This is a genomic window from Mycolicibacter engbaekii (assembly GCF_002101585.1).
GTDB classification, from domain to species: domain Bacteria; phylum Actinomycetota; class Actinomycetes; order Mycobacteriales; family Mycobacteriaceae; genus Mycobacterium; species Mycobacterium engbaekii.
The window spans coordinates 23261-41902 of sequence record NZ_LQOT01000041.1; the positions used below are offsets into that span (position 1 = coordinate 23261).

The following is an 18642-nucleotide window of genomic DNA, read 5'->3' on the forward strand; positions in this document are numbered from 1 at the left end:
ACGCTGGCGGTGGCTAACTGGCGGGCTCCTGCCAGACGATCTTGGCCAGTTCGTCGCGATCGGCGATATCGAGTTTGATGCACGCCCGGTAGATATGTCCTTCGACCGTGCGGACCGACACCGTGAGCCGCTCGGCGATCTGCCGATTCGACAGGCCCCGGGCGATCATGGCCGCGATCTCACGCTCGCGGGCGGTCACCGGCAGCGGTCGCGCGGCGGCTCTGATGGCCGGCGTCATCGCCCCGTCGCATTGGGTGGCCAGCCGCAGCGCCCGCGCCGCTGACTCCGCGCTGCGGCGCCGCTTACCGGCACGCTCATACAGCGGCACCGCCTGCGCGGCGGCGTCGGCGGCGCTCAACACCAGGCCGGCGGCTTCCAATTCCACACTGACCGCGTCCAGGGCAGCCGCGTCCGAGGTGCCCACCGCACGCGCGTGTTGGGCATAGCAGGCCGCGACGGTCCCCCCGACGCGGGTGGCCAACGTCGCCAGCCGGCCCGCGACGGTGCGGTCGCCGAACCGGGCGGCATGGTGCAATGCCTCGGCTTCGACCGCGCACTGGCCCGAGGTGCGGGCCAGATCGGCGGCAGCACCGGCCAAGTCGACCGCCGAGCGCTGGCCGCCCTTCCCGGCGGCCAGCCACGCCTTGGCGATCATCAGCTGGGGTTCCCACAGCGCCTCATGCGGGCCGGTGTGTTCCTGGGTGGCCTCGAGCACCCGCTCCGCCTCGTCGATGTTGGTCAGCGCGGCATACGCGCGCACCAGCAGCACCCGTGCCGGTAGCTGCCAGGGCAGCGAGGCCTCGGCGGCCAACGCCGCGATCGCCTGCTCCATCGAGGAGATGGCGTCGCGGAATCGGCCCCGGTAGGTCGCGACCAGGCCGGCCATGATCTTGGCGATGGCCCACCCGACGAACTGGCCGGCCGAGGAGAACTGCGTGTATTCGGCTACCCGCTGATCGGCCTGGTCGAGTTCCCCGATACAGGTCAGCGCGAGCACGTCGCCGTATCGCACCATCCCGCGCAGCATGCCGTCGGTGGCCTTCTGCTCGGCGCGGCACCGGGCGGCGATCGGCGCGAACTCGCCGCCGCGGCCCGCCAGCGGCATGGCGAGGCCCGCACCGAACGCGGCGAAGTCGACGGCTTGTTTGGGCGCGTGCGGGTCCGCCAGCACCCGCTCGGCTGCGGCCAGCCCCTCCTCGATCTTGTTCTGGTGGATCGCCATCGCCGACCCGGTGGCGTCCACGATGAGTTTGAGGGCCGGGTGTTCGACGCGGCTGTGCAGCAGTTCCAGCAGCGCGGTGGCCTGGGCGATATCGCCCATCGACCAGAACAGGATCGACAACCGGGGGATGCCCCACTGCACGAGCTGCAGCTCATCGAGGTGGGCGGGATCGAAACGGGTGAGGATCTCGTCGGCCTGCACCGGGCGCCCCTGCCACAACAGTGCCCGCGACAGCAGCTCGGCGGCACGCAGGCCGCCGCCCCGCTCGAAAGCCGAGCGCGCCAACCGCTCCCCCAGGGGCAGGTTCGACAAGAAGATGGCATCTTTGGCCGCGCTGATCAGCGAGTCCATGTCGACCTGCTGGTCGCTGTCGATGCACAGGTGGGCCAGCCGGATACGGTCGGCGGCCGAATCCAGGTCGCGTTCGCGCAGGACCTTCACGATGCGGCCGCGCAGGCTGCGGGCAGACGCGGTGCCGATCCGGCGGCGCACGACATCGCCGAACACCGGGTGGCTGAACCGGGCGCTGAGGTGCCGACCGTCCTGTGTGACGCGGATCAGCCCCTGCACCTCGGCGGCGTCCACCGCCTCCTCCCCGGCCAGCTCGCACAGCGCGTCTATGTCCAGTGGTTCGCACAGCGCCAGCAGCTTTAAGGCGCCCACAACCTCCGTGCCGGCGCGATCGAGACGCTCGTCGAGCAACGCCGCCAGGCCGGACGGCACCTTGGTCGGCCCACGCAGCTGCCACACACCGTTGACTTCGGTCAAGGTTCCCGCGTCGACAGCGCCTTCGACCAGGTGTCGCAGAAACAACGGATTGCCGCCCGTCGACTCCCACATGACGTCGGCGCTGAGCCCCTCGAGCGTCCCGCCGAGGACCGACTCGACCAGCGCGACACACTGTTGTTTGGACAACACGTGCAGTTCGACGCGCTGCAGGTGCGCGTCCTTCCACAAGGCGGTCACCGCGTCCAGCACCGGTTCGCCGCTGCGCACCGTGCACACCACCCGCGCCGCGCCCTCCACCACCAGCTGGTGCAGCAGGGTGGCCGACAGCTGGTCCAGCAGGTGCGCGTCGTCCACACCGATGACGGTGTCGCCTTCCGCGACAAGGGATTTCCGCGCCGAGGTCAGCAGCGCGATCGGGTCGCGCGACGCCGACGCCTCCACCCACTGGGCGAACGCCCCCAGCGGGATGCTGCGGGAAGACTCCGTGCACGCCGCCCAGTGCACCCGGGACGGCAGCGATGCGGTGACGGCGCGGGCCAAGGTCGTCTTGCCGACTCCGGCGGAGCCCACCAGCACGACACCGCGACAGTCCTCACCTGTCAGACAGGACCGGATCGCCTCGCATTCCGCGGGGCGATCAAGCAGCCGCCACCCGCCTGCCATGGATAGATAGTCTAAGTCGGCCCCGGGCACGTCACCAGCACAAATCCGATCAATCCGGCAGCTGCCCGATGTCGACCGGCTCGAGGCGCGGCGCGGCGTTGACGTGATGGCGGAACTGGCTCGACGCCTCGTAGACCTGCAGCTTGAGGCGGTTGATCGAGCCCAGGGGCCGGTGATCTGCCAATGCCCGCCAGGAGTTGAACGACAGCACATCGTCGCCGAAGGCGCGGCGCTGCGGGCTGCAGGGATTCTGGGGCGGAAAGGTTATCTTGGCCACCGGCCGGTGCGGTGATTCCTCTTCCGGCCACGCCACCGTGGCGTCTTCGATCGGCATCGTGGCGGTGTCGGTGCACAGTTGCACCCGCAGCTCGTACTCGGCGCCCTGGTCTGCGAAGAAATCGATCATCAGGTCCCGGTGGGCCTCCGGGCCGGCGTCGCGGGGCACCCGCCGGCCTTGCAGATTCTTCACCGAGTCCGACAACGGCGCGTACAGCATCTTCGCGACGTAGTCGCCGTAGCGCAGCGGCGCCGAGGAAAAGAAGGTCTCGCCCAGGATGTGGGTGTTGGGCGCGATGAAGACCGCGAGGTTCGGCGGCAGCCGCATGCCGACCTTGGTTGCCGCGGCCAGCACCTCGCTGCCCGCCCACAGCGCGCGGTCGGGCAGCATCGCCAGTACGCGAGCGGTCGGCATGCCCTGCGCGAGGTAGGCGTGCGCGTCGGCGAACAGGAACTCACGGTGGGTCACCATGATGAAGTCCTGTGTCGTGGCATCGTCGTCGGCCAGGGCCCGTGGTCCGCGCACCCCGAGGACCTTGATCGCCAGTCCGCGGACACCGCGGATCTGGTCGCTGCGCAGCACCCCGGACGTGGTGGAGATCCGCGCGATCACCGGGTACGTCGCGGGTGCGGCGAACAGGCCCTGCGCCAGTTCCTCGGGCAGGTCGGGGTAGACGGACAGTTCGCCGCGCAGGATCGCATGGCTCTTGGCGTGCGCGTCGCGCAGTCCGTGTTTGAACTTGCGGTAGGCCCGTTCGTTGTTGTGGCGCAGTGCGGCGGTGATCCGCTCGATCACCTCGTTCTCGTCGGGCCGTGGCTGCTCCAGGTCCTCCCGGTAGCGCACGTAGTCCGGCGCGGCGCCGCCGGCGGGCGCCTTCGGTGCCGCGGACGGCGGCGCGCCGACGGGGTGCCAGGGCGCGAAGGGATTGGCGACGCCGGCCAGGGCGGGCTCGAGTGCCGGAAAGTGCCGCAGCAGCACGCTGCGCATGTCGTTGTCGGCGACCCAGTCCAAGCCCGCCTGGGTGTAGACCTCGGGCCGGAAGTCCCGGGTGAAGAAGCGGTCGCTGGCCAGTCGCCGCGATGCCATCAGTACAAAGATCCGAAATGCGGTGTCGCTGAAGCCGAATCCCCGGGGCTTGGGTTCGGCGTAGAGCCCGACCATCAGGTCGACCTGCTCCACGTCCGCGTAGATCTGACGGAGTTCCTGCGCCCACACCGGGTTGTCGGTCAGCTCGTCGAACGATGACACCGGTTTGAGGCGCAACAGGCGCCGGAACTCGTTGTAGCGGGGCACGCCGTGCTCACGCACCCGCAGTATGTCGGTGGCGGCCAGATCGATCAGCGATCCGTCCGGGCGCTCGAAGTGCTGCAGCTGCCGGGGAAAGTTGTGCAACGTGAGGGCGCCGGGATGCGCTCGGCCGAATGAGTAGAACAGGTGCGCCATCGGGATCTCGTCCAGCCGCTCACGCACGTGCCGCAGGGTCAGATCGGCGAACTCGTGTTCGGCCACGACACAGTCGTCGGCCAGCGAGCGGAACAGGAAGGTGTCGGGGATCAGCGGATGCATGCGGTACACCGCCACGAATTCCTCGGTGAGCGAATAGGGAACGCCGTGGTGGTTGGTGGGCGATCCGGGTATGCCCTGCAGCACCTCGCTGTCGGTGATGCGCCCGAAGCGGCGCCGGAACCGCTCCCCCAGAACGCCAAACCAGTTGGCCCGCATGGCAAGCACCGTGGTGGGGTGGGCGATGATGGCCGGTGTCCAGTCGATGGTGTGGATCTTGGCGATCAGCGCGGCGTTGACCAGCCGGGCCTTGTCGTACAGTTCCTGATCGCCCAGCTGCGGGTAGCACTGCGCGAGCCGGTCGCATATCGCGTTGTGCTCGCGCATGAACAGTGAGTGCAACATGGCCAGGCCGACCCAGAAGTTCCCGGCGGCGCCGGTCAGGTCGAGATGGCGCTCCAGTTCGATCGGCGGCAATCCCAGCTGGTCGAGCTTGAGCTGACCGTGGTGGCCGGTGCGCAGTGCCGCGCAGAATTCCGGTGTGGAGCCATAGATCTGCGAGGCGTCCCACCAGTGGGTCTCCCCGGTGACGAAGGTGGGCGGACCCTGCGGGTCGGGGCTGGGGTCCGGTGCCGCCCGTTTGATGGTCATCGGCCGCTGCGGCCAGGGGTCGTGGTCGTGCAGCGGGATCTGCCAGGGCTGCGTGTCGACGGTGCCGTGGCTGAACCAGTCGTGGACCTCGAATTGGATCCACGCGGCGGCCAGCAGGTTCAGTGTGGTCGCCGGCTGGAAGTCGTCGCGGCCGAGCAGTCGCCGGCTGATCAGCCGCGGATTGGGCTCGAGCAGCGCCTCGGGATCCTCGGGGTAGGTGTACTCGGGCGGAACGTTGCGGCCGAACCTGCTTCCCAGCGAACCCATCAGAGGGTCGTCGACGTCGTTACAGGTGCCGTTGAGAGTGCGGGCGCCCAGGCGGTTGCCGAACACCGGCCCGTCATCGGGCGGCCGGTCGGCGGCGCCACGCCCGGCGTCGTAAAGGTTGTATGCCCGCAGCTGATGGCGCAGCCCGACCAGAACGGCGAGGGCCAACGGCCTCGGCAGGCGTGACCACCCGATCGTGCGATCGGCCTTTTCTGCGGCTCTCGACATCAACCGCGACATTGTTGCGCGCACTTCGATACCGCCTCTCTGTGTTCTTTTCTGCGCCGATTCCGCCCTCATCGATCGTGAAACGTCACAGCGCACCGAACACGAGTATTCGAATACTTCATCTTCGGCGATTCCCGGGCGCGCGTACACCCCTTTACCTGGGATTCGTGGTCAACCGTGGCGGAAGTCAGGTAGCGCGCCACTCGTGCCCCCGGTAGCCCGGCGGACCTAATTTTCTCGCATCACCAGTCCGACGATGTCAGGAGAAATTGAAATGTCTGTGTTATCGCAACCGCGAACCGCCGCAATTGTCGAAGCGGTTAATTCCGTACCGCTGCCGGCCCCCGCTTTCTTCCCGCAGGGGCGACGCTGCCGGGGACGGTACCGGTGGCTTTGCCGCGTCTGCGCGCCGGCCACCGACTGATGGCCATCGCCCGACGGGCACTGGCGTCGCTGCCCAGCCTGCCCGACCCACCGGCGCGGTACCCGCGCGTACGCGACTACCTGGAGCCCTCGCGCATGGCGCGCGAGATGTACCGGCTATGAGCGTCATCGCCGCCAGCTGCGTGGCCGTGCTGATCCTGCTCCTTTCCAGCGGAGCGCATGAGGCGCAGCTGTGGCTTGAGCGCTGGGACTACGACCGTCATTTCGAGGACTGAGCCGCGATATGAGCACGCCGGGACAGGTGCGGTCTCGCCACGTGACGCGCGCTGGCCTCAATTTGAGGTAGCCCACTACGCGTGCTGAATCCCCTTTGCGCTCCAGATGATTGGAGCCCTACCCGGGCATCCCGCCCGGACCGATCACAGGAGGTCACTGAAATGGCAAAGGTCGCAACCCGGCGCCGGGAACGCAAGCGGATCTGCAATCTGGTTCCCACACCGCCGAAGAGCATGCAAACCGACTGGAAGTTCACCGACGCGCTGGCCGCGGGGGTCCTCGGCGCCCCGGCCGCCCTGCCGGCCAGCGTGGACCTGCGCAGCTCGTGGTGGGGCATCGGCGATCAGGGCAACACCGGATCGTGCGTCGGCTGGGCGTCGACCGACGGGGTGGCGCGGTACATGTTCGTGACGGCCGGCCGGCTGGCGAAGACGGAGAGGTTGTCACCGCGGTTCGCCTGGATGGCGTCCAAGGAGACCGACCAGTTCACCTCCCGGCCGGAGACGATGATCGAAGGTGCCGGTACCACGCTGAAGGCGGCGGCCGACATTCTGCGCAACTACGGCGCGGTGCCCGAGTCCATGCTGCCCTTCAAGATCAACACCGCGATGTACTCCGGCAACGAGAACACCTTCTACGCCACCGCCGCGACGCACAAGATCGCATCGTATTTCAACCTGCAGCTCAATCTGGACAATTGGCGCGCCTGGCTGAGCCAGCACGGCCCGATCCTGGTGGGCCTCAACGTGGATGCGACATGGGACAACGCGGCGACAACGGGCGGCAAGCTGGATCAGTTCCAGCCCGCCACCGTCCGGGGCGGCCATGCCGTCACGGTGGTCGGCTACACCGACGAGGGACGCTTCATCCTGCGCAACAGTTGGGGCACCGGCTGGGGTGACGACGGCTTCGGTTACGCGAGCCCGGAGTACATCAACGGCGCCTTCTTCAACGAGAGCTACGGGGTGGCCTTGTGATCACGAGACGCCCAAGATGGCACTCAGCCTGACCGAGCGTGACGACGGCCGCCGCATCGACGTGCGGGTCGGTGACACGATCGAGCTACGACTGCCGGAAAACGCCCCAGCGGGTTACCGCTGGGGCGTTGACAGTCTCGATGAGCGATTGTTGGAGCTCACCGAAACCTACGGCGACTATCCCGGGGCGACGGGTTCGGCCGGCGTGGCCTGCTTTCAGCTGCGGGTGCGGGCGCCGGGCGAAAGCGTCCTGCGGCTTGACTACCGGCGAAGCTGGGAGGGCGACGCCGGCGTGCTCACCCGCTTCTCCGTCGAGATCGCGGCGTCATCGGAGTAGTTCAGGCGGCATCGCTGTAGGGCGACGACAGACGACGAAACCCGGGTTCGCCTCAGCCGAACCCGGGTTTCGTCGCGGCGGTGGAATTAGTCGAGCGGGGCCTCCACGCGGTAGCGCTTGAACAGGCCGTTGCCGAAGTCCACCTCGATCTCACGAGTGGCCACCAGCACCGCCTGGTCGAGCTGCATGGCGTAGCCGACCTCGGTGGTGCCGGGCACCAGCGAATAGCCCACCGGCATCTGGCCCTTGGTGGCCCAGCGCGCCATGTGCTGCGCCCACGACGCCCCGAGGCGCTGCTCTACCGGATCCTGGTCGGCTGTGACCCGCGCGGATTGTTCGGCGCCGTCCGGGGTCGGGGTCGGGCTGCCGCCGCCCACGCCGCGGGTGAGCCGGTCCACGGTGCGCACCGAGCTGGCAACCCGGGTCACCGTGCCGTCGTTGTCGACACAGACCCGCACCTCGCCGGCACCGGGGGTGACCACCGGCAGACCGTTGATCAGCTGCTTGAACGTCACGGTCGTGCCGGTCACCACCGGGTCCAGCAACTCGCCGTCGCCGTTGGCGCTGCCGCCGGCCTCGGCGGCATATTGGACCTTGTCGAAGACCAGCTCCGCGTCACGGGTCAACCCGTACAGGCCCAGGGCCTCTTGGGCGATGGCCGCCGCCTGGCTCACCGGGATCTGGTCGTGGTTGCTGTCGTTGTGGTGCTCGAGCTGCGCTTCCAGCGACCCGTCGGCGCCGAACGCCAGCCGGGCATCCCCGTCGCCGATCCGGAACGCGCCGGTGGCCGACACCGCGACCTCGCGGGGAATGCTGACCCGTACCCCGAAGCGCTCGACCGCTGAGCGAAGGGCTTTCGGGCTGACCTCGATCGGCCGCAGTCGCGCGCCGCGAACATCGGCCGGGACGGTGAGCTGCCGTTCGCGCGTACTCAGATTCGCCGGTGCCAGACTCGACGCGTAGTACCAGCGCCACTGCCACCAGTTCTTGCTGACGTGCCCGAAGTTGAACAGACGTTCGTTGTTGAGGCGGTCGGTGGCCTCGGCCTGCGTTGCGCCGCAGGCGACGACCGACGGCACCTGGCCGTGGGAGATCCGCCAGCTGGCGTCCATCCAGGCGGTGCTGAAGGACTTCCCCTTATTCCATTCCTCGAAGAAGTACTTGCCGTAATTGCCGTCGTCCACGCTCGTGGTCTCGAAGCCGAACAGCATGCGAAAGCCCAGATTCGCCGAGTTCCAGGTGATGATCGGGTTCAGCGGGGCGTATACGGGGCAGGCGAAACAGGTGGACCAGAACAGGTAGTTGGCCCGTTCGTTGCCCAGCCGCATGTTTGACGCCCATGCATTGGTGCCCTGGTTGTTCCAGTTGCCGCCCAGCGGGAACCACACACTGCCGTCCGCGCGGCGGCCGCCGTGGCCGGAATGGTAGGCGACGTTGACCGCGTCCATGCCATAGGTGTCCTGCCAGTCGTCGAAGTCCTCGTAGTAGGACCAGATCTGGACGTTGCCGTCCTTGTACCAGAAGTTGGGTGCGGTGAACTTGCCGACGTATCCGAGAAAACCGGCGGCATCCTCGTGGGTGTACATCAGCGAACCCGCGTCGGCGAAGGTTTCGACCGAGAAGGCACCGTAGGCATTGGCGCCGCCGCGTGCGTCGCCGTCGGCCGCAACCGCAGCAGGCGTCGCCCCTTGCGGGTTGTCCCCGGACGCCGAACCGAAAACCATGCGTGCGGTTCCGTTCCCGTTGTGCGCCGTGCGCGACGCGGCCCGGGTGGCCGGGGGCTCAGTTGTGGTTGTGGCCAGCGTCTTCAGTCCGGCCTTCTTAGTGGGCATATCGACTCCAATCTCGGGTGGTGACTTCCAACCCCGATCATCGATCGGCCGAAAACGCGCCCATAGCGTAGGCGACTACCTGCCTTCGCCTGTGCTGCCGAAGGTTTCGTAGGCAGCCTGCGGTGCGCTCAGGCGTGCGGCGACGTCCGCGCGCAAGCGGTCCACATCGAGTGCACCCGGGTCCCACTTGCGCGGGTTCCACTCCCGATGCGCCAGCACATGGGTGCTGGGCCGGCCCAGTCTGCGCAGGATCGCCGCACAGCAGCGCACCAGCGCGTCATATTGCGGCGGTCCCCAGCCTTCGGTGCCGGTGTTCACCGCGCGGATGCCGATCGTGTGCTCATCCGCCCGGTCGGCGGGCAGGCCCGGATAGCGTCCCGAGCCGGCGTGCCGCGCGGTGCCCGCTGCGACGACGGTGACCGTGCCGTTCTGAGCCAGGTGCAGCTGCGCGAGCGGGCCGTTCACCCCGGCTGTGCCACCGGCGATGCGCTCCGGCGGCGCCTCGTCGGCACCGGTGTGGTGGCAGATCACGCCCCAGATGTCGGTGAAGTCGCCGTACCCGCGGAACCGCCAACGGGGGAACTCCACGACATCGAGCCCTTCGCGGCGCAGCACGTCGGGCAGCCAGAACGGATTGATCGAAGACATCTGCGCCCCTTCCGTACTCGATGACAACGCTAGGACCGCTCGCACTCCCCGCACGCGAGTAGTGCGCTACCCGCCTGTGCGCCGAAGTGCTGCAGCGCAACAAGTGACGTAGCGGACTACGCTAGGGACCGCGGCCCCACCGGTGGATCCTCGGAAAGATGAACTCCTTTGCGCCCCCACCGGACCTGCCCTCGGCCACCACACTCGACGAGGTGATCGCCAGCATCGATGCCGTGGTCGAGTGGTCGATCGGTACGTCGAGCCGCCTGGGCTACTTTGCGGCACTGTACAAACGGATCACCATCGCGGTGCGCACGGCCATTGCCCAGGGTGTGTTCGCCGACGGCCCCCGGATGGAGCGGTTCGACGTCGCATTCGCCAACCGCTACTTCGACGCACTCAACGGGCACCTGCATCCACAGCGGTACCCGCGACCGACCCGTTCCTGGGCGGTGACATTCGGCGCCGCGAGCGCGGGCGACCCGATCCTGGTGCAGCACCTGGTCGCCGGGGTCACCGCACATATCGCACTGGATCTGGGTATCGCCGCAGTCCAGGTTTCACCCGGACCGGCGCTGTGGACGCTGCGTGAGGACTTCGCCGCGATCAATGCGGTGCTGGCGGCCCAGGTCAGCGACGTCGTCGCCCGGCTGAACCAGCTGTCACCGGCCCTGGGCGAGTTGTATGCGTTGTTGGGGTCCGGCGAGCTGTTCGCCATCAACGCCGCGGTGCGGGCGCTGCGCGACAGCGCGTGGCGCTTCGCGTCACTGCTGGCGCGAGAGCCGGTCATCGCACACGGCCCCACGATCTGGGTCCGCGACCGCTGGGTGGCCGGCCAGGTGGTGTCGGTGTTCGAGGCAGCTGCGCTGTCCCCGGTGTCGCAGGCGGTCGTCCGCGAGATCGCCGAGCGGGAAAGCCGCGACATCGCGGGCAACATCAGGGTGCTCGACGCGATCGCGGCGACCCCGGCGACGCCCATCCGGATCGCGCTGTGACGGCGGCGGATCACCGCCCGTCCGGGCTGGCGTGGTCGGGTTTGGCCGCGTCGCGGTTGCGGCTGGGAATGCTGTCGAGCACGTTCTGGGTCTGAATGTCGATGAGCCTGGTGAAGGCCTGCTGCGAGCCGCCGAAGATCAGCGCGTAGGCGACGAGCTGCGCCCGGCCCGCGGCGGCGACGTCGGGGCCCAGGACCCCGGCGCGGATCAGCAGCAGCCCGGCCAATGCCGTCAGCGCCCCGGTCGGCAGCTTCACCAGCAGCGAGGCCATCGGAACCGCGTAGGGGGTCGAGGAGCCACGCATCCGGCGAATGGCGATCGACCCCAGCAACCCCGCGCTGAACAGTCCGATGAGTTCGACTAAGAAGACGTCGCCGCCGGTGGGCGCCCATCCCCCGGTCGGGCAGGTGGCTGCCGGCGGGTGATCGGCGGCGCACAGCGCGAACCAGCCGGGCGCGCACCAGCCGAGTAGCCCGATTCCGACAGCGAACAGCGTCAGCACGAAGGTGGCTCCGAACAGCAGATTGCGAAAGCTGCGCGTCCGGACGTGTTCGTCGGCGCAGGCCGCGTAGATGGCCCGCACGTCCTGGGCGATGGCGCCGCGGTCCTGGTCGGTGAGGGCTTCTTTCGCGGCGTACTTGCGCAGGTCGTCCAGCCGGGCGTCGTGCGGTTTGAGCAGCAGCGCTGCGTCGGCGATGATGTCGGGCAGTTTCGCGGCGACGGCGTCCGGCGGCGACAGGGCGGTGAGGGTGATTTCGACCGCGTTGATGTGCCCCAGCGCCCGGGCGACATCGACGCCCGTCCAGGCGTAGCGCAATCCCGGACGGCTTTTGACGGCTGCGTCAGCGGCGCGCAGCCTGCCCTTGGCCACGCCCAGCCGGCGTCGTTGCGCCGCGGACATCTCGCCGCCCAACTGATCTATCAGACAGTCGATTTCGGTATCGAGATCGACGATCCGGCTCTGCGCCGATTCTCGCCACGCGGCGTGCAGTCTGCGCTTCGCCGGCGTGATGGGCGCCAGCGCCGTCGGCTCCGGATCGGTTCTGCCGGCGCCGGTGTCCATCCAGCGAACGACAGCATCGGTGTTCGCGCGGTTGCCTGGTGAGCGGGTCATGGCGCATCCCTTTCCGATGGTGGCCGTGTCCCACTATCTGTCTGATCGTCGCCGGCCGGCACGAGTAGCGCCGTACCCGAATTCAGCCGCGTCAGCGCCCAACATCGGCATCCGACGGCACATACTCTGCTGAACTGATCAGAATTGCGGTGGGATTGGCCTTGTCGATCTGGTCCATGGTGTCGATGTGCCGCAGCGGATCGTCGATGGTGTCGCGGATGCCGTAGAACGTCATCAGCGAGGGTGCCTCCATGGTCGGTGCCGGCGGATCGACCACGACGTAGATCCTCGACATCGGATGATCGGCGACCAGATCCTGGATTGCACTGGTGGAGGCGAAACGGGATTCGGCGCACAAGACGCCGGTTTTGTTTTCGCCGAAGTCGTGGATCGTGCCGGCCTCGTCCAAGAACGCGAACGGGTCGCGCGCAAGCGAGGTCTGCGGCGGGTAGCAGCTGTGGGTGTCGTTGAGTATCAGGCGGGTGACCACGACTCCATTCACCGTCAGCCGGACCAGCCGGACCTTGCGCGAGTCGATGTCGATCACCACTTTGTGCTGCACCGTTCCCCCGGGCGAAAGAAAGGTGTAGTCATACGGGGCCGCAAACAGGTTGGCGTACAGCAGCTGGGAGTCCACGGCACGGTTGGGGGTTTGGCGGTACTCGCCCTGCAGGGCCCGGCCCAGCGGTGTCAGCCCGGCGAGCAGGTTTTCGGTGCTGGCCGGTTCTTCCGGTGTTCCCACCGGATATGCCGTCACGCGCATCAGCCCCGCAGGCACCTGCGCCTGCACCGAGCCGCGGTTGTGCAGCGTCACGGTGGCCGACAGGTGGACGATCGGGCCGGTCGAGCCCGTCGGCGACAGCTCGGCGTTGAGGTCGACGAGCGGACGTGCGGACGCCGGCAGGTATTCGGTCTGCATCCAGAACTGACCCAGACCTACCAGCGGGAACAGTGCGACAGCGACGGCCGCGCCCCGACTGAAGGCACCGCGGGCGTAACGGCCCAGGTAGAGCACCCAGCACAGGGCGATACCGCCCATCACCAACACGATGCCCGTGACGCCCAGGAGCTGGCTTACCGGGCTGCGCTGATCGACCATCCAGACATAGACGGCCAGGCCCGCGATGAAGATCTGACTCACTGTGGCGGTCAGCGCCGCGCCCCGCGATCTCTTCGCGATCTGGATCGATGCCAGCACGCAGGTGATGCCGATCGCGGTCAGCAGGGCCGTGCCGATCAGGTCCCACGCGGTGCTGGTCAGGGTCGCATTCCGGACCGCCAATCCGAGCACAAGTGCGGCGTCGAGTCCGACCCAGACCACCAGCACGACGCGCAGCGGTCTGGGCACCGCGCCCAGGTCGGCCACCTGATCTGCGCCGGCCGCGTGACCGCCGGCATCGTCGATGTGTCGTTGCAGCGTGATCACCGGTGCTCCTTGGATGTGTTGCGCTAGATCGCTTCTCGCACCAGCCTGGTCACCGACTGCGGTAGCAGGCTTTCGGGTATCTCCCGGCTGGTCTCCCCGGCCGCCGTTCGTCGCGTCACCAGATAGGTGTAGCGATCAGCGCCGGGATCGGGCGGCAGCGGCGCCGCACTGTCGATCAGGCGGTCCAGCGCCGCCCGGGACTCGGGATCCAGGGCGTCGGCCGCCACGCGACCTGTGGCCGGCAATCCGGCCAGACCGCCGCGCCTTTCGATGACGTATTCGTTCATGGGTGCCCCGCTTGCGCTACGCGATGCCGACCGCCTCCCACGCGGCATCAACTGAACTGTATACAGCGGAATCCGTCGCGAACAAGGACTTTGCCGCCGACCGCGTCAGGTTGGCGAATGCCTTCATCTTCATGTTCGGCGAGGCTTTGGGGCTGGTGAGTGCCGCGTACCACGCCTTGCCGGCCTTCTCCCAGGACTGTCCGCCAATGGCCTTGGCGGCAAGGTAGAACGCGTGGTTGGCAATCCCGCTGTTGGTGTGCGGATCGCCGCCCGGTACGTAGTCGCGGTAATGCGCGGGTTGCCGGGACAGGCAGTGCTGGGCGCCGGGGTCGGCCATGTCGCGCAGGCAGGTGTAGCCCTTCGCGGCGGCCTTGGGCCCGATGATGTCGGCTCCGATCAGCCAATCGGCCTGGTCGACAGTCTGGTTCTTCCGCCACTGCCGGAACATGGTGCCGAACACGTCCGAGACGCTCTCGTTGAGCCCGCCGGCCTCGTTGGTGTAGTTCAGGCCTGACGTGAATTGCGTGACACCGTGCGTCAACTCGTGTCCGATCACGTCGGTCGACGCGGTGAAATCGATGAAGATCTCGCCGTCACCGTCGCCGTAGGTCATCTGGGTGCCGTTCCAGAAGGCGTTGGAGTAACGCACGTCGTAGTGGACCGACGAGACCAGGGTCATGCCGGCGTTGTCGACCGAGTTTCGTCCGAAGCACTGGGCGTAGAAGTCGGCCACGGCCAGCGTCTCGCGGTAGGCGCGGCCGGCGGTGGCATCCGACGACGAGTCCGGGTTGAGGACCGGCGCGCCGGGAAGCGACCGGGTGTTTTTGCAGTTGAACACCGTCGCTTCCGGTTGGGACGCCAGCGCGCCGGACACCGCGGCACCCATCGGCAGCATGCCGGCCTGGCCGGCGCGGATCTGCGCGGTCCTGAGCCGGCGCCATACCGGCTCGAGCGTGCCGGTGTCGCGCAACGCCTGGCGTGACCGGGCGGACAGAGATTCGTCGGCGGCAAATTCGTCCAGCACGTGCTGGGGAACGATGAAACAACCGCACCGTACGTCCATGACAGCCTCCAGGTTGCTCAGGCGCCCTGGTCCAGGGCGCTCCATTGGTGGACACCGCCTATGCTCGGCGCGGTCACCGGTTGCGGTCACGAGTAGCCGACTACGCGAAATCGGCACTGCCGACTCATACTTCGTCGTAGTCGGCGGGCTCGACACGCACGAAACCGCCGGTGGCGAGCGCGGCACGGGTCAGCCGGTCCTGCCCGAGTCCCTGCTCGGGGCTGGTGAATGCGCTGTCCCAGTCGGTCGCGAAGATCTCGGCGAAGTACTGCGCGATCCCCGGGTGCGGCACCCACAGGCCGGCCTCACGGTTCTTGGTGAGCGCGGAGTCCGACCAGTTCTGCGACGACACCAATACCGCCGCACCGTCGATCACGATCATCTTGTTGTGGCAGTGCACCAGCTGATCGGTGTTGATGTAACGGATGTTGGCGTCCAGCTTGAGGTCGTAGTCCGTGGCGAGCACATCGAGGTTGCGGTATTCGCGCGGCAGATCCGACCGGTCGAAGATCTTGCCGAGGACGATGCGCACCTCCAATTCCGGATGTTGCCGGCGCGCCGCGGCGATGGCGTCCAGAAGCACCCGGACCTGGGGCTGGTCGGCCCTGATGTACTGCTGCTCAAGGACAATGGAGTGCGTTGCGGTGCGGATCAGCGCGGGTATCACGTCCAGGTAGTTGTCGGGACTGAGCACCGGCTGGATGCTCAGCGGCGCGTCGAGTTCGAACGTGCGGCTGGCGAACAGTTGCGACGGCCGGTCCGTCGGCGCCCGCTCCACCAGGATCATCCCCGGTTGCGGCGGCTCGCCGAGTCCTTCGGCGGCGACCGCGGGCACCTCGGCCATATCGCGCGTCAGGATCCGGGTGAACAGCGCGGCCAGTTCCGGGGAGCGAACCGCCAGGCCCGCGTCCCGATTCCCGGTGCGAAACACCGGACCGCCACCGCCGTCGGCCTCGTTGAGCGGGATGGAGTTGGCGCTGTAGTTGCCGCTTTGCACCAGCGTCCACTCGTCGTCTATCACGATGACCTTCTCGTGCGCGGACGCGAAGACGTGAACACTGGGGTTTGCGCACGACGGCGCCGGCACGCCCACCACCCCCATGTCGACAAGTTCCCGGAAAAGCCTGGTCTCTGTGGGACTGTCGATATCGAGCATGAGCGACACCACCACTTTGCGGGCCAGCGCGTCGAGCAGCAGCTGCTTCATGTAGACGGCGGAGAAGTCGTAGATGCCGATCAGGATCGACCGGGTGGCGGCGTCGAGGAGTCTTTTGGTCACCGCGTAGGTGGAGTCCGGTGACGCGTAGGCGATGACCTCGCTGTGCACGCTGACACCGGGGATGGTCTGCCTGGTGTAGTCCCCCAGGCGACACCGCCGGTCCACCAGCGACACCGGAAAAGGCGCAGCGGCCCCGGCTGTTTCGATCCACATGGGCATGAGGAGTGCCTTTCAGTCTGGCAGAGATCGCGAAGCGGTTGATACCGATGTTCGCGCGGCAGTCCGGCCGTGACGCGAGTAGCCGACTACCCGAAATCCCGGCGATCCCGGGCCGGGCAGGCCCGCCCGGCGCAGGGAATCGAGTAGTCCACTACCCGTGTGCCGCCGGCGCAGGCCGCCTCAGGATGGGCCGGAGAGGGAAAGGATTCCTGCCATGCAGATACCGCGACTGACGGTTCGCAGTCCGCAACCGTTTGACATCGTCGGCGACAGTTTCGTCCTGTGCGGGCTCGGTGGGGCCGTCGAGGCCGTCGTCGGTTCGGCAACCCTGACCGACCGCAACGGCACCGTTCTGACGACGGTGACGCCGATGTTCGTGCCGAACACCGGATTCGGGTACACGCTGTTCGCCTTCACGGTCAGCTACCCGGTGCCGGCAACCGCGGAAGGGATGCTGACCGTGCACTCGGACAATCCCAGCGGACTGCCCGAGAACGACTTCACGGTCTCGGTGCCGCTGACGTTCGGGCGCCCGCTGCTGGGCGAGCCCTTCTACAGTTTCGCGCTGCACCGTGTGGTCACCGGCGACACGCTGTTCAAGATCGCACAGGACCGCTACGGCGACGGCAACCTGTGGCATCGGCTCTTCGTCGCCAACCGAGACCGTATCGACGACCCCGACGTGATCCGCGTCGGGCAGGTCCTGCGGATTCCCTAGCCCTTACCAAGAAAGGAACAACCATGAAGACCTACCAAGTCCAGCCCGGCGACACCCTGTTCGCCCTGGCCCGGCGCGAGTACGGCGACGGCACGCTGTATCCGGTGATCGCGCGGCAGAACCACCTCGCCAACCCGGATCTGATCGTCGCGGGCCAACAGTTGCTGATCCCGTATGTGACGTATCGGCAGCGGGTGACCACACCCGATTCCGGGGCGACGCGCAAAGAGATCACCCAGCAGTTCTACGGCACCGACGACACCAATGTGCAGTTGATCTGGGAGATCGTCAACGGAGTCGCCCAGCGCGAGATGCACCAGGGCGCCTGGCTGCACCTGCCCGATCTGGCCGATGTGGGACACCACACGGTTGTCGACGGGGAGAGTCTCGAGGGGCTGGCCGCCCGGTGGTACGGCGACGATCACCTCGCGATCGTGATCGCGCTGGCGAACAACCTTCCCACCAACACCGAACCCGACCCGGGCCAGGTGCTCATCGTTCCCGGGCTCAACCGGCGGCGACACATCGCCGGCGACACATTGGTCTCACTGTGCCGCGAGGAATACGGCGACGCGGATCTGAACACCCGGGCCTCGGTCGTCGCGGCCGCCAACCACATCGGTGAACCGGCCGCGCTCTTCGCCAACCAGGTGATCTACTTTCCCTCGTAACGCGGCTCAGGATCCGCGGGCGCCGTCGCCGGCCAGTGCGCGCGCCACTGCTGCTCGGTGGGTTCGCCGATGATCGCCCTCTCGGCGGCACGCACCGCGTCCATGAGCTCCAGAACCGCGGTGCGCAAGTCGTTTTCGGCATCCCCGCCGGCGGACACAGTCACGGTGGTGATCGCCTCGGGAATCAGGTCTGCAGGCACACCGGCGCGAGCCAGGCGTTGCAGCACCTTGCCGGCCAGCGCCAGGGCCGGCTGTGCGGTCGGAACATTGTCGAGGATCGAGGCGCCGCCAGCGGCGTTCACCGTGTTTTCCAGTTTCTCCAAGGCCTTGCGCTCTTCCCACTGCGCCATCTGCTCGGCCAGCGAGATCTCCTCGCCGGCCAGCACCGCGGGCGCCCGGTTGCGCAGCTTGCGCAGCAGCGAGTCGGCGACGTCGTCGATGGAGAACGGATGCTCGGGGGCGTCCTCGGCGATGCGGGCGTGGAACAGCACCTGCAGCAGCACGTCGCCGAGCTCCGCGCACAGCTCCTGGGCGTCGCCGCTGCGGACCGCGTCGAAAAGCTCGTAGGTCTCCTCGAGCAGGAATCGGCGCAGCGAGTCGTGGGTCTGCTCGCCCTCCCAGGGCCCGGATGTGCGCAACCGGTCCATCACCGCGACGGCATCGATCAGCCGCTCCCCCGGCGCCGGATCGGGCGCGGCGATCAGCGGCTCCCCGGCGGCCAGGCGCGCGAGCACGGCGGGGTGGTCGCGGTCGGAGGACAGCAGCACCGGGGCCTGCGGATCGTCGGCGGCGGACAGCACCGAATGCGCGGCCGGCAGAGACCAGGGCACCGCGATCGGCAGTTCCGCGGTGTAGGCCACCTCCCCGGACAGCAGCGCCAGAGCTTCCACCGGCACCAGCGTGGGCCGGCGCGGGTCCACCAGCACGACGGTCATC

16 protein-coding genes and 1 pseudogene are annotated in these 18642 nt (G+C 67.9%); 6 read left to right on the forward strand and 11 right to left on the reverse strand.

Annotation, left to right across the window (positions count from 1 at the left end):
• Nucleotides 1-13: 13 nt before the first annotated feature.
• The 3 genes and pseudogenes from AWC02_RS12075 to AWC02_RS22170 all read right to left on the reverse strand — a co-directional run.
• Nucleotides 14-2614, reverse strand: coding sequence for a LuxR C-terminal-related transcriptional regulator (locus tag AWC02_RS12075; protein ID WP_085129002.1), 2601 nt, complete (start codon nt 2612-2614; stop codon nt 14-16).
• A gap of 49 nt (nt 2615-2663) precedes the next feature.
• A complete protein-coding gene (locus AWC02_RS22165) occupies nt 2664-3734 on the reverse strand; it encodes a catalase family protein (protein ID WP_085129121.1) in 1071 nt (356 codons plus the stop codon).
• Nucleotides 3735-3791: 57 nt separating this feature from the next.
• Nucleotides 3792-5552, reverse strand: a pseudogene (locus AWC02_RS22170) (peroxidase family protein); the annotation flags it as partial.
• Between the two features lie 375 nt (nt 5553-5927).
• Here AWC02_RS22170 and AWC02_RS21950 point away from each other — a divergent pair.
• From AWC02_RS21950 to AWC02_RS12095, 3 genes are all read left to right on the forward strand, one after another.
• Nucleotides 5928-6086, forward strand: coding sequence for a hypothetical protein (locus tag AWC02_RS21950; protein ID WP_165757899.1), 159 nt, complete (start codon nt 5928-5930; stop codon nt 6084-6086).
• Between the two features lie 275 nt (nt 6087-6361).
• Entirely contained in the window at nt 6362-7177 is an 816-nt protein-coding gene (locus AWC02_RS12090) for a C1 family peptidase (protein ID WP_237160443.1), read from the forward strand.
• Nucleotides 7178-7193: 16 nt separating this feature from the next.
• Complete coding sequence (locus tag AWC02_RS12095; protein ID WP_085129003.1) at nt 7194-7514, forward strand: protease inhibitor I42 family protein; 321 nt, start codon at nt 7194-7196, stop codon at nt 7512-7514.
• Between the two features lie 86 nt (nt 7515-7600).
• On the opposite strand, the gene AWC02_RS12100 is transcribed toward AWC02_RS12095, so the two are convergent.
• Nucleotides 7601-9346: a DUF6345 domain-containing protein gene (locus tag AWC02_RS12100; protein ID WP_085129004.1), complete on the reverse strand. Its 1746-nt coding sequence runs from the start codon at nt 9344-9346 to the stop codon at nt 7601-7603.
• Between the two features lie 75 nt (nt 9347-9421).
• Nucleotides 9422-9994 (reverse strand): peptidoglycan recognition protein family protein, encoded by a 573-nt coding sequence (locus AWC02_RS12105; protein WP_085129005.1) that lies wholly within the window; start codon nt 9992-9994, stop codon nt 9422-9424.
• A gap of 158 nt (nt 9995-10152) precedes the next feature.
• Between AWC02_RS12105 and AWC02_RS12110 the strand changes: the two genes are divergently transcribed.
• On the forward strand, nt 10153-10989 hold the full coding sequence (locus AWC02_RS12110) for a DUF5995 family protein (protein WP_085129006.1): 837 nt from the start codon (nt 10153-10155) through the stop codon (nt 10987-10989).
• Between the two features lie 10 nt (nt 10990-10999).
• Here the strand turns inward: AWC02_RS12110 and AWC02_RS12115 are convergent, their stop codons facing one another.
• From AWC02_RS12115 to AWC02_RS12135, 5 genes are all read right to left on the reverse strand, one after another.
• Complete coding sequence (locus tag AWC02_RS12115) at nt 11000-12103, reverse strand: hypothetical protein (protein WP_133055635.1); 1104 nt, start codon at nt 12101-12103, stop codon at nt 11000-11002.
• A 91-nt stretch (nt 12104-12194) separates the two neighbouring features.
• On the reverse strand, nt 12195-13529 hold the full coding sequence (locus AWC02_RS12120; protein WP_085129008.1) for a hypothetical protein: 1335 nt from the start codon (nt 13527-13529) through the stop codon (nt 12195-12197).
• Nucleotides 13530-13552: 23 nt separating this feature from the next.
• A complete protein-coding gene (locus AWC02_RS12125) occupies nt 13553-13816 on the reverse strand; it encodes a protealysin inhibitor emfourin (RefSeq protein ID WP_085129009.1) in 264 nt (87 codons plus the stop codon).
• Between the two features lie 16 nt (nt 13817-13832).
• On the reverse strand, nt 13833-14879 hold the full coding sequence (locus tag AWC02_RS12130; protein WP_085129010.1) for a M4 family metallopeptidase: 1047 nt from the start codon (nt 14877-14879) through the stop codon (nt 13833-13835).
• Nucleotides 14880-15003: 124 nt separating this feature from the next.
• Complete coding sequence (locus tag AWC02_RS12135; protein WP_085129011.1) at nt 15004-16317, reverse strand: phospholipase D-like domain-containing protein; 1314 nt, start codon at nt 16315-16317, stop codon at nt 15004-15006.
• A 214-nt stretch (nt 16318-16531) separates the two neighbouring features.
• Between AWC02_RS12135 and AWC02_RS21955 the strand changes: the two genes are divergently transcribed.
• A complete protein-coding gene (locus AWC02_RS21955) occupies nt 16532-17035 on the forward strand; it encodes a LysM peptidoglycan-binding domain-containing protein (RefSeq protein WP_085129012.1) in 504 nt (167 codons plus the stop codon).
• Nucleotides 17036-17058: 23 nt separating this feature from the next.
• Nucleotides 17059-17706, forward strand: a complete 648-nt coding sequence (locus AWC02_RS12145; RefSeq protein ID WP_085129013.1) for a LysM peptidoglycan-binding domain-containing protein — start codon at nt 17059-17061, stop codon at nt 17704-17706.
• On the opposite strand, the gene AWC02_RS12150 is transcribed toward AWC02_RS12145, so the two are convergent.
• Nucleotides 17691-18641, reverse strand: a complete 951-nt coding sequence (locus tag AWC02_RS12150; RefSeq protein WP_085129014.1) for a nucleoside triphosphate pyrophosphohydrolase — start codon at nt 18639-18641, stop codon at nt 17691-17693. The genes AWC02_RS12145 and AWC02_RS12150 overlap by 16 nt on opposite strands.
• Between the last annotated feature and the right edge of the window lies 1 nt (nt 18642).

Excerpts from the sequence above, each read along its gene's own strand:
- AWC02_RS12100 (WP_085129004.1), bottom strand. The coding sequence starts at position 9,346 with ATGCCCACTAAGAAGGCCGGACTGAAGACGCTGGCCACAACCACAACT.
- AWC02_RS12125 (WP_085129009.1), bottom strand. The coding sequence starts at position 13,816 with ATGAACGAATACGTCATCGAAAGGCGCGGCGGTCTGGCCGGATTGCCG.
- AWC02_RS12090 (WP_237160443.1), top strand. The coding sequence starts at position 6,362 with ATGGCAAAGGTCGCAACCCGGCGCCGGGAACGCAAGCGGATCTGCAAT.
- AWC02_RS12115 (WP_133055635.1), bottom strand. The coding sequence starts at position 12,103 with ATGACCCGCTCACCAGGCAACCGCGCGAACACCGATGCTGTCGTTCGC.
- AWC02_RS12095 (WP_085129003.1), top strand. The coding sequence starts at position 7,194 with ATGGCACTCAGCCTGACCGAGCGTGACGACGGCCGCCGCATCGACGTG.
- AWC02_RS12110 (WP_085129006.1), top strand. The coding sequence starts at position 10,153 with ATGAACTCCTTTGCGCCCCCACCGGACCTGCCCTCGGCCACCACACTC.
- AWC02_RS12150 (WP_085129014.1), bottom strand. The coding sequence starts at position 18,641 with ATGACCGTCGTGCTGGTGGACCCGCGCCGGCCCACGCTGGTGCCGGTG.
- AWC02_RS12105 (WP_085129005.1), bottom strand. The coding sequence starts at position 9,994 with ATGTCTTCGATCAATCCGTTCTGGCTGCCCGACGTGCTGCGCCGCGAA.
- AWC02_RS12130 (WP_085129010.1), bottom strand. The coding sequence starts at position 14,879 with ATGGACGTACGGTGCGGTTGTTTCATCGTTCCCCAGCACGTGCTGGAC.
- AWC02_RS12145 (WP_085129013.1), top strand. The coding sequence starts at position 17,059 with ATGAAGACCTACCAAGTCCAGCCCGGCGACACCCTGTTCGCCCTGGCC.
- AWC02_RS12075 (WP_085129002.1), bottom strand. The coding sequence starts at position 2,614 with ATGGCAGGCGGGTGGCGGCTGCTTGATCGCCCCGCGGAATGCGAGGCG.
- AWC02_RS21955 (WP_085129012.1), top strand. The coding sequence starts at position 16,532 with ATGCAGATACCGCGACTGACGGTTCGCAGTCCGCAACCGTTTGACATC.
- AWC02_RS12135 (WP_085129011.1), bottom strand. The coding sequence starts at position 16,317 with ATGCCCATGTGGATCGAAACAGCCGGGGCCGCTGCGCCTTTTCCGGTG.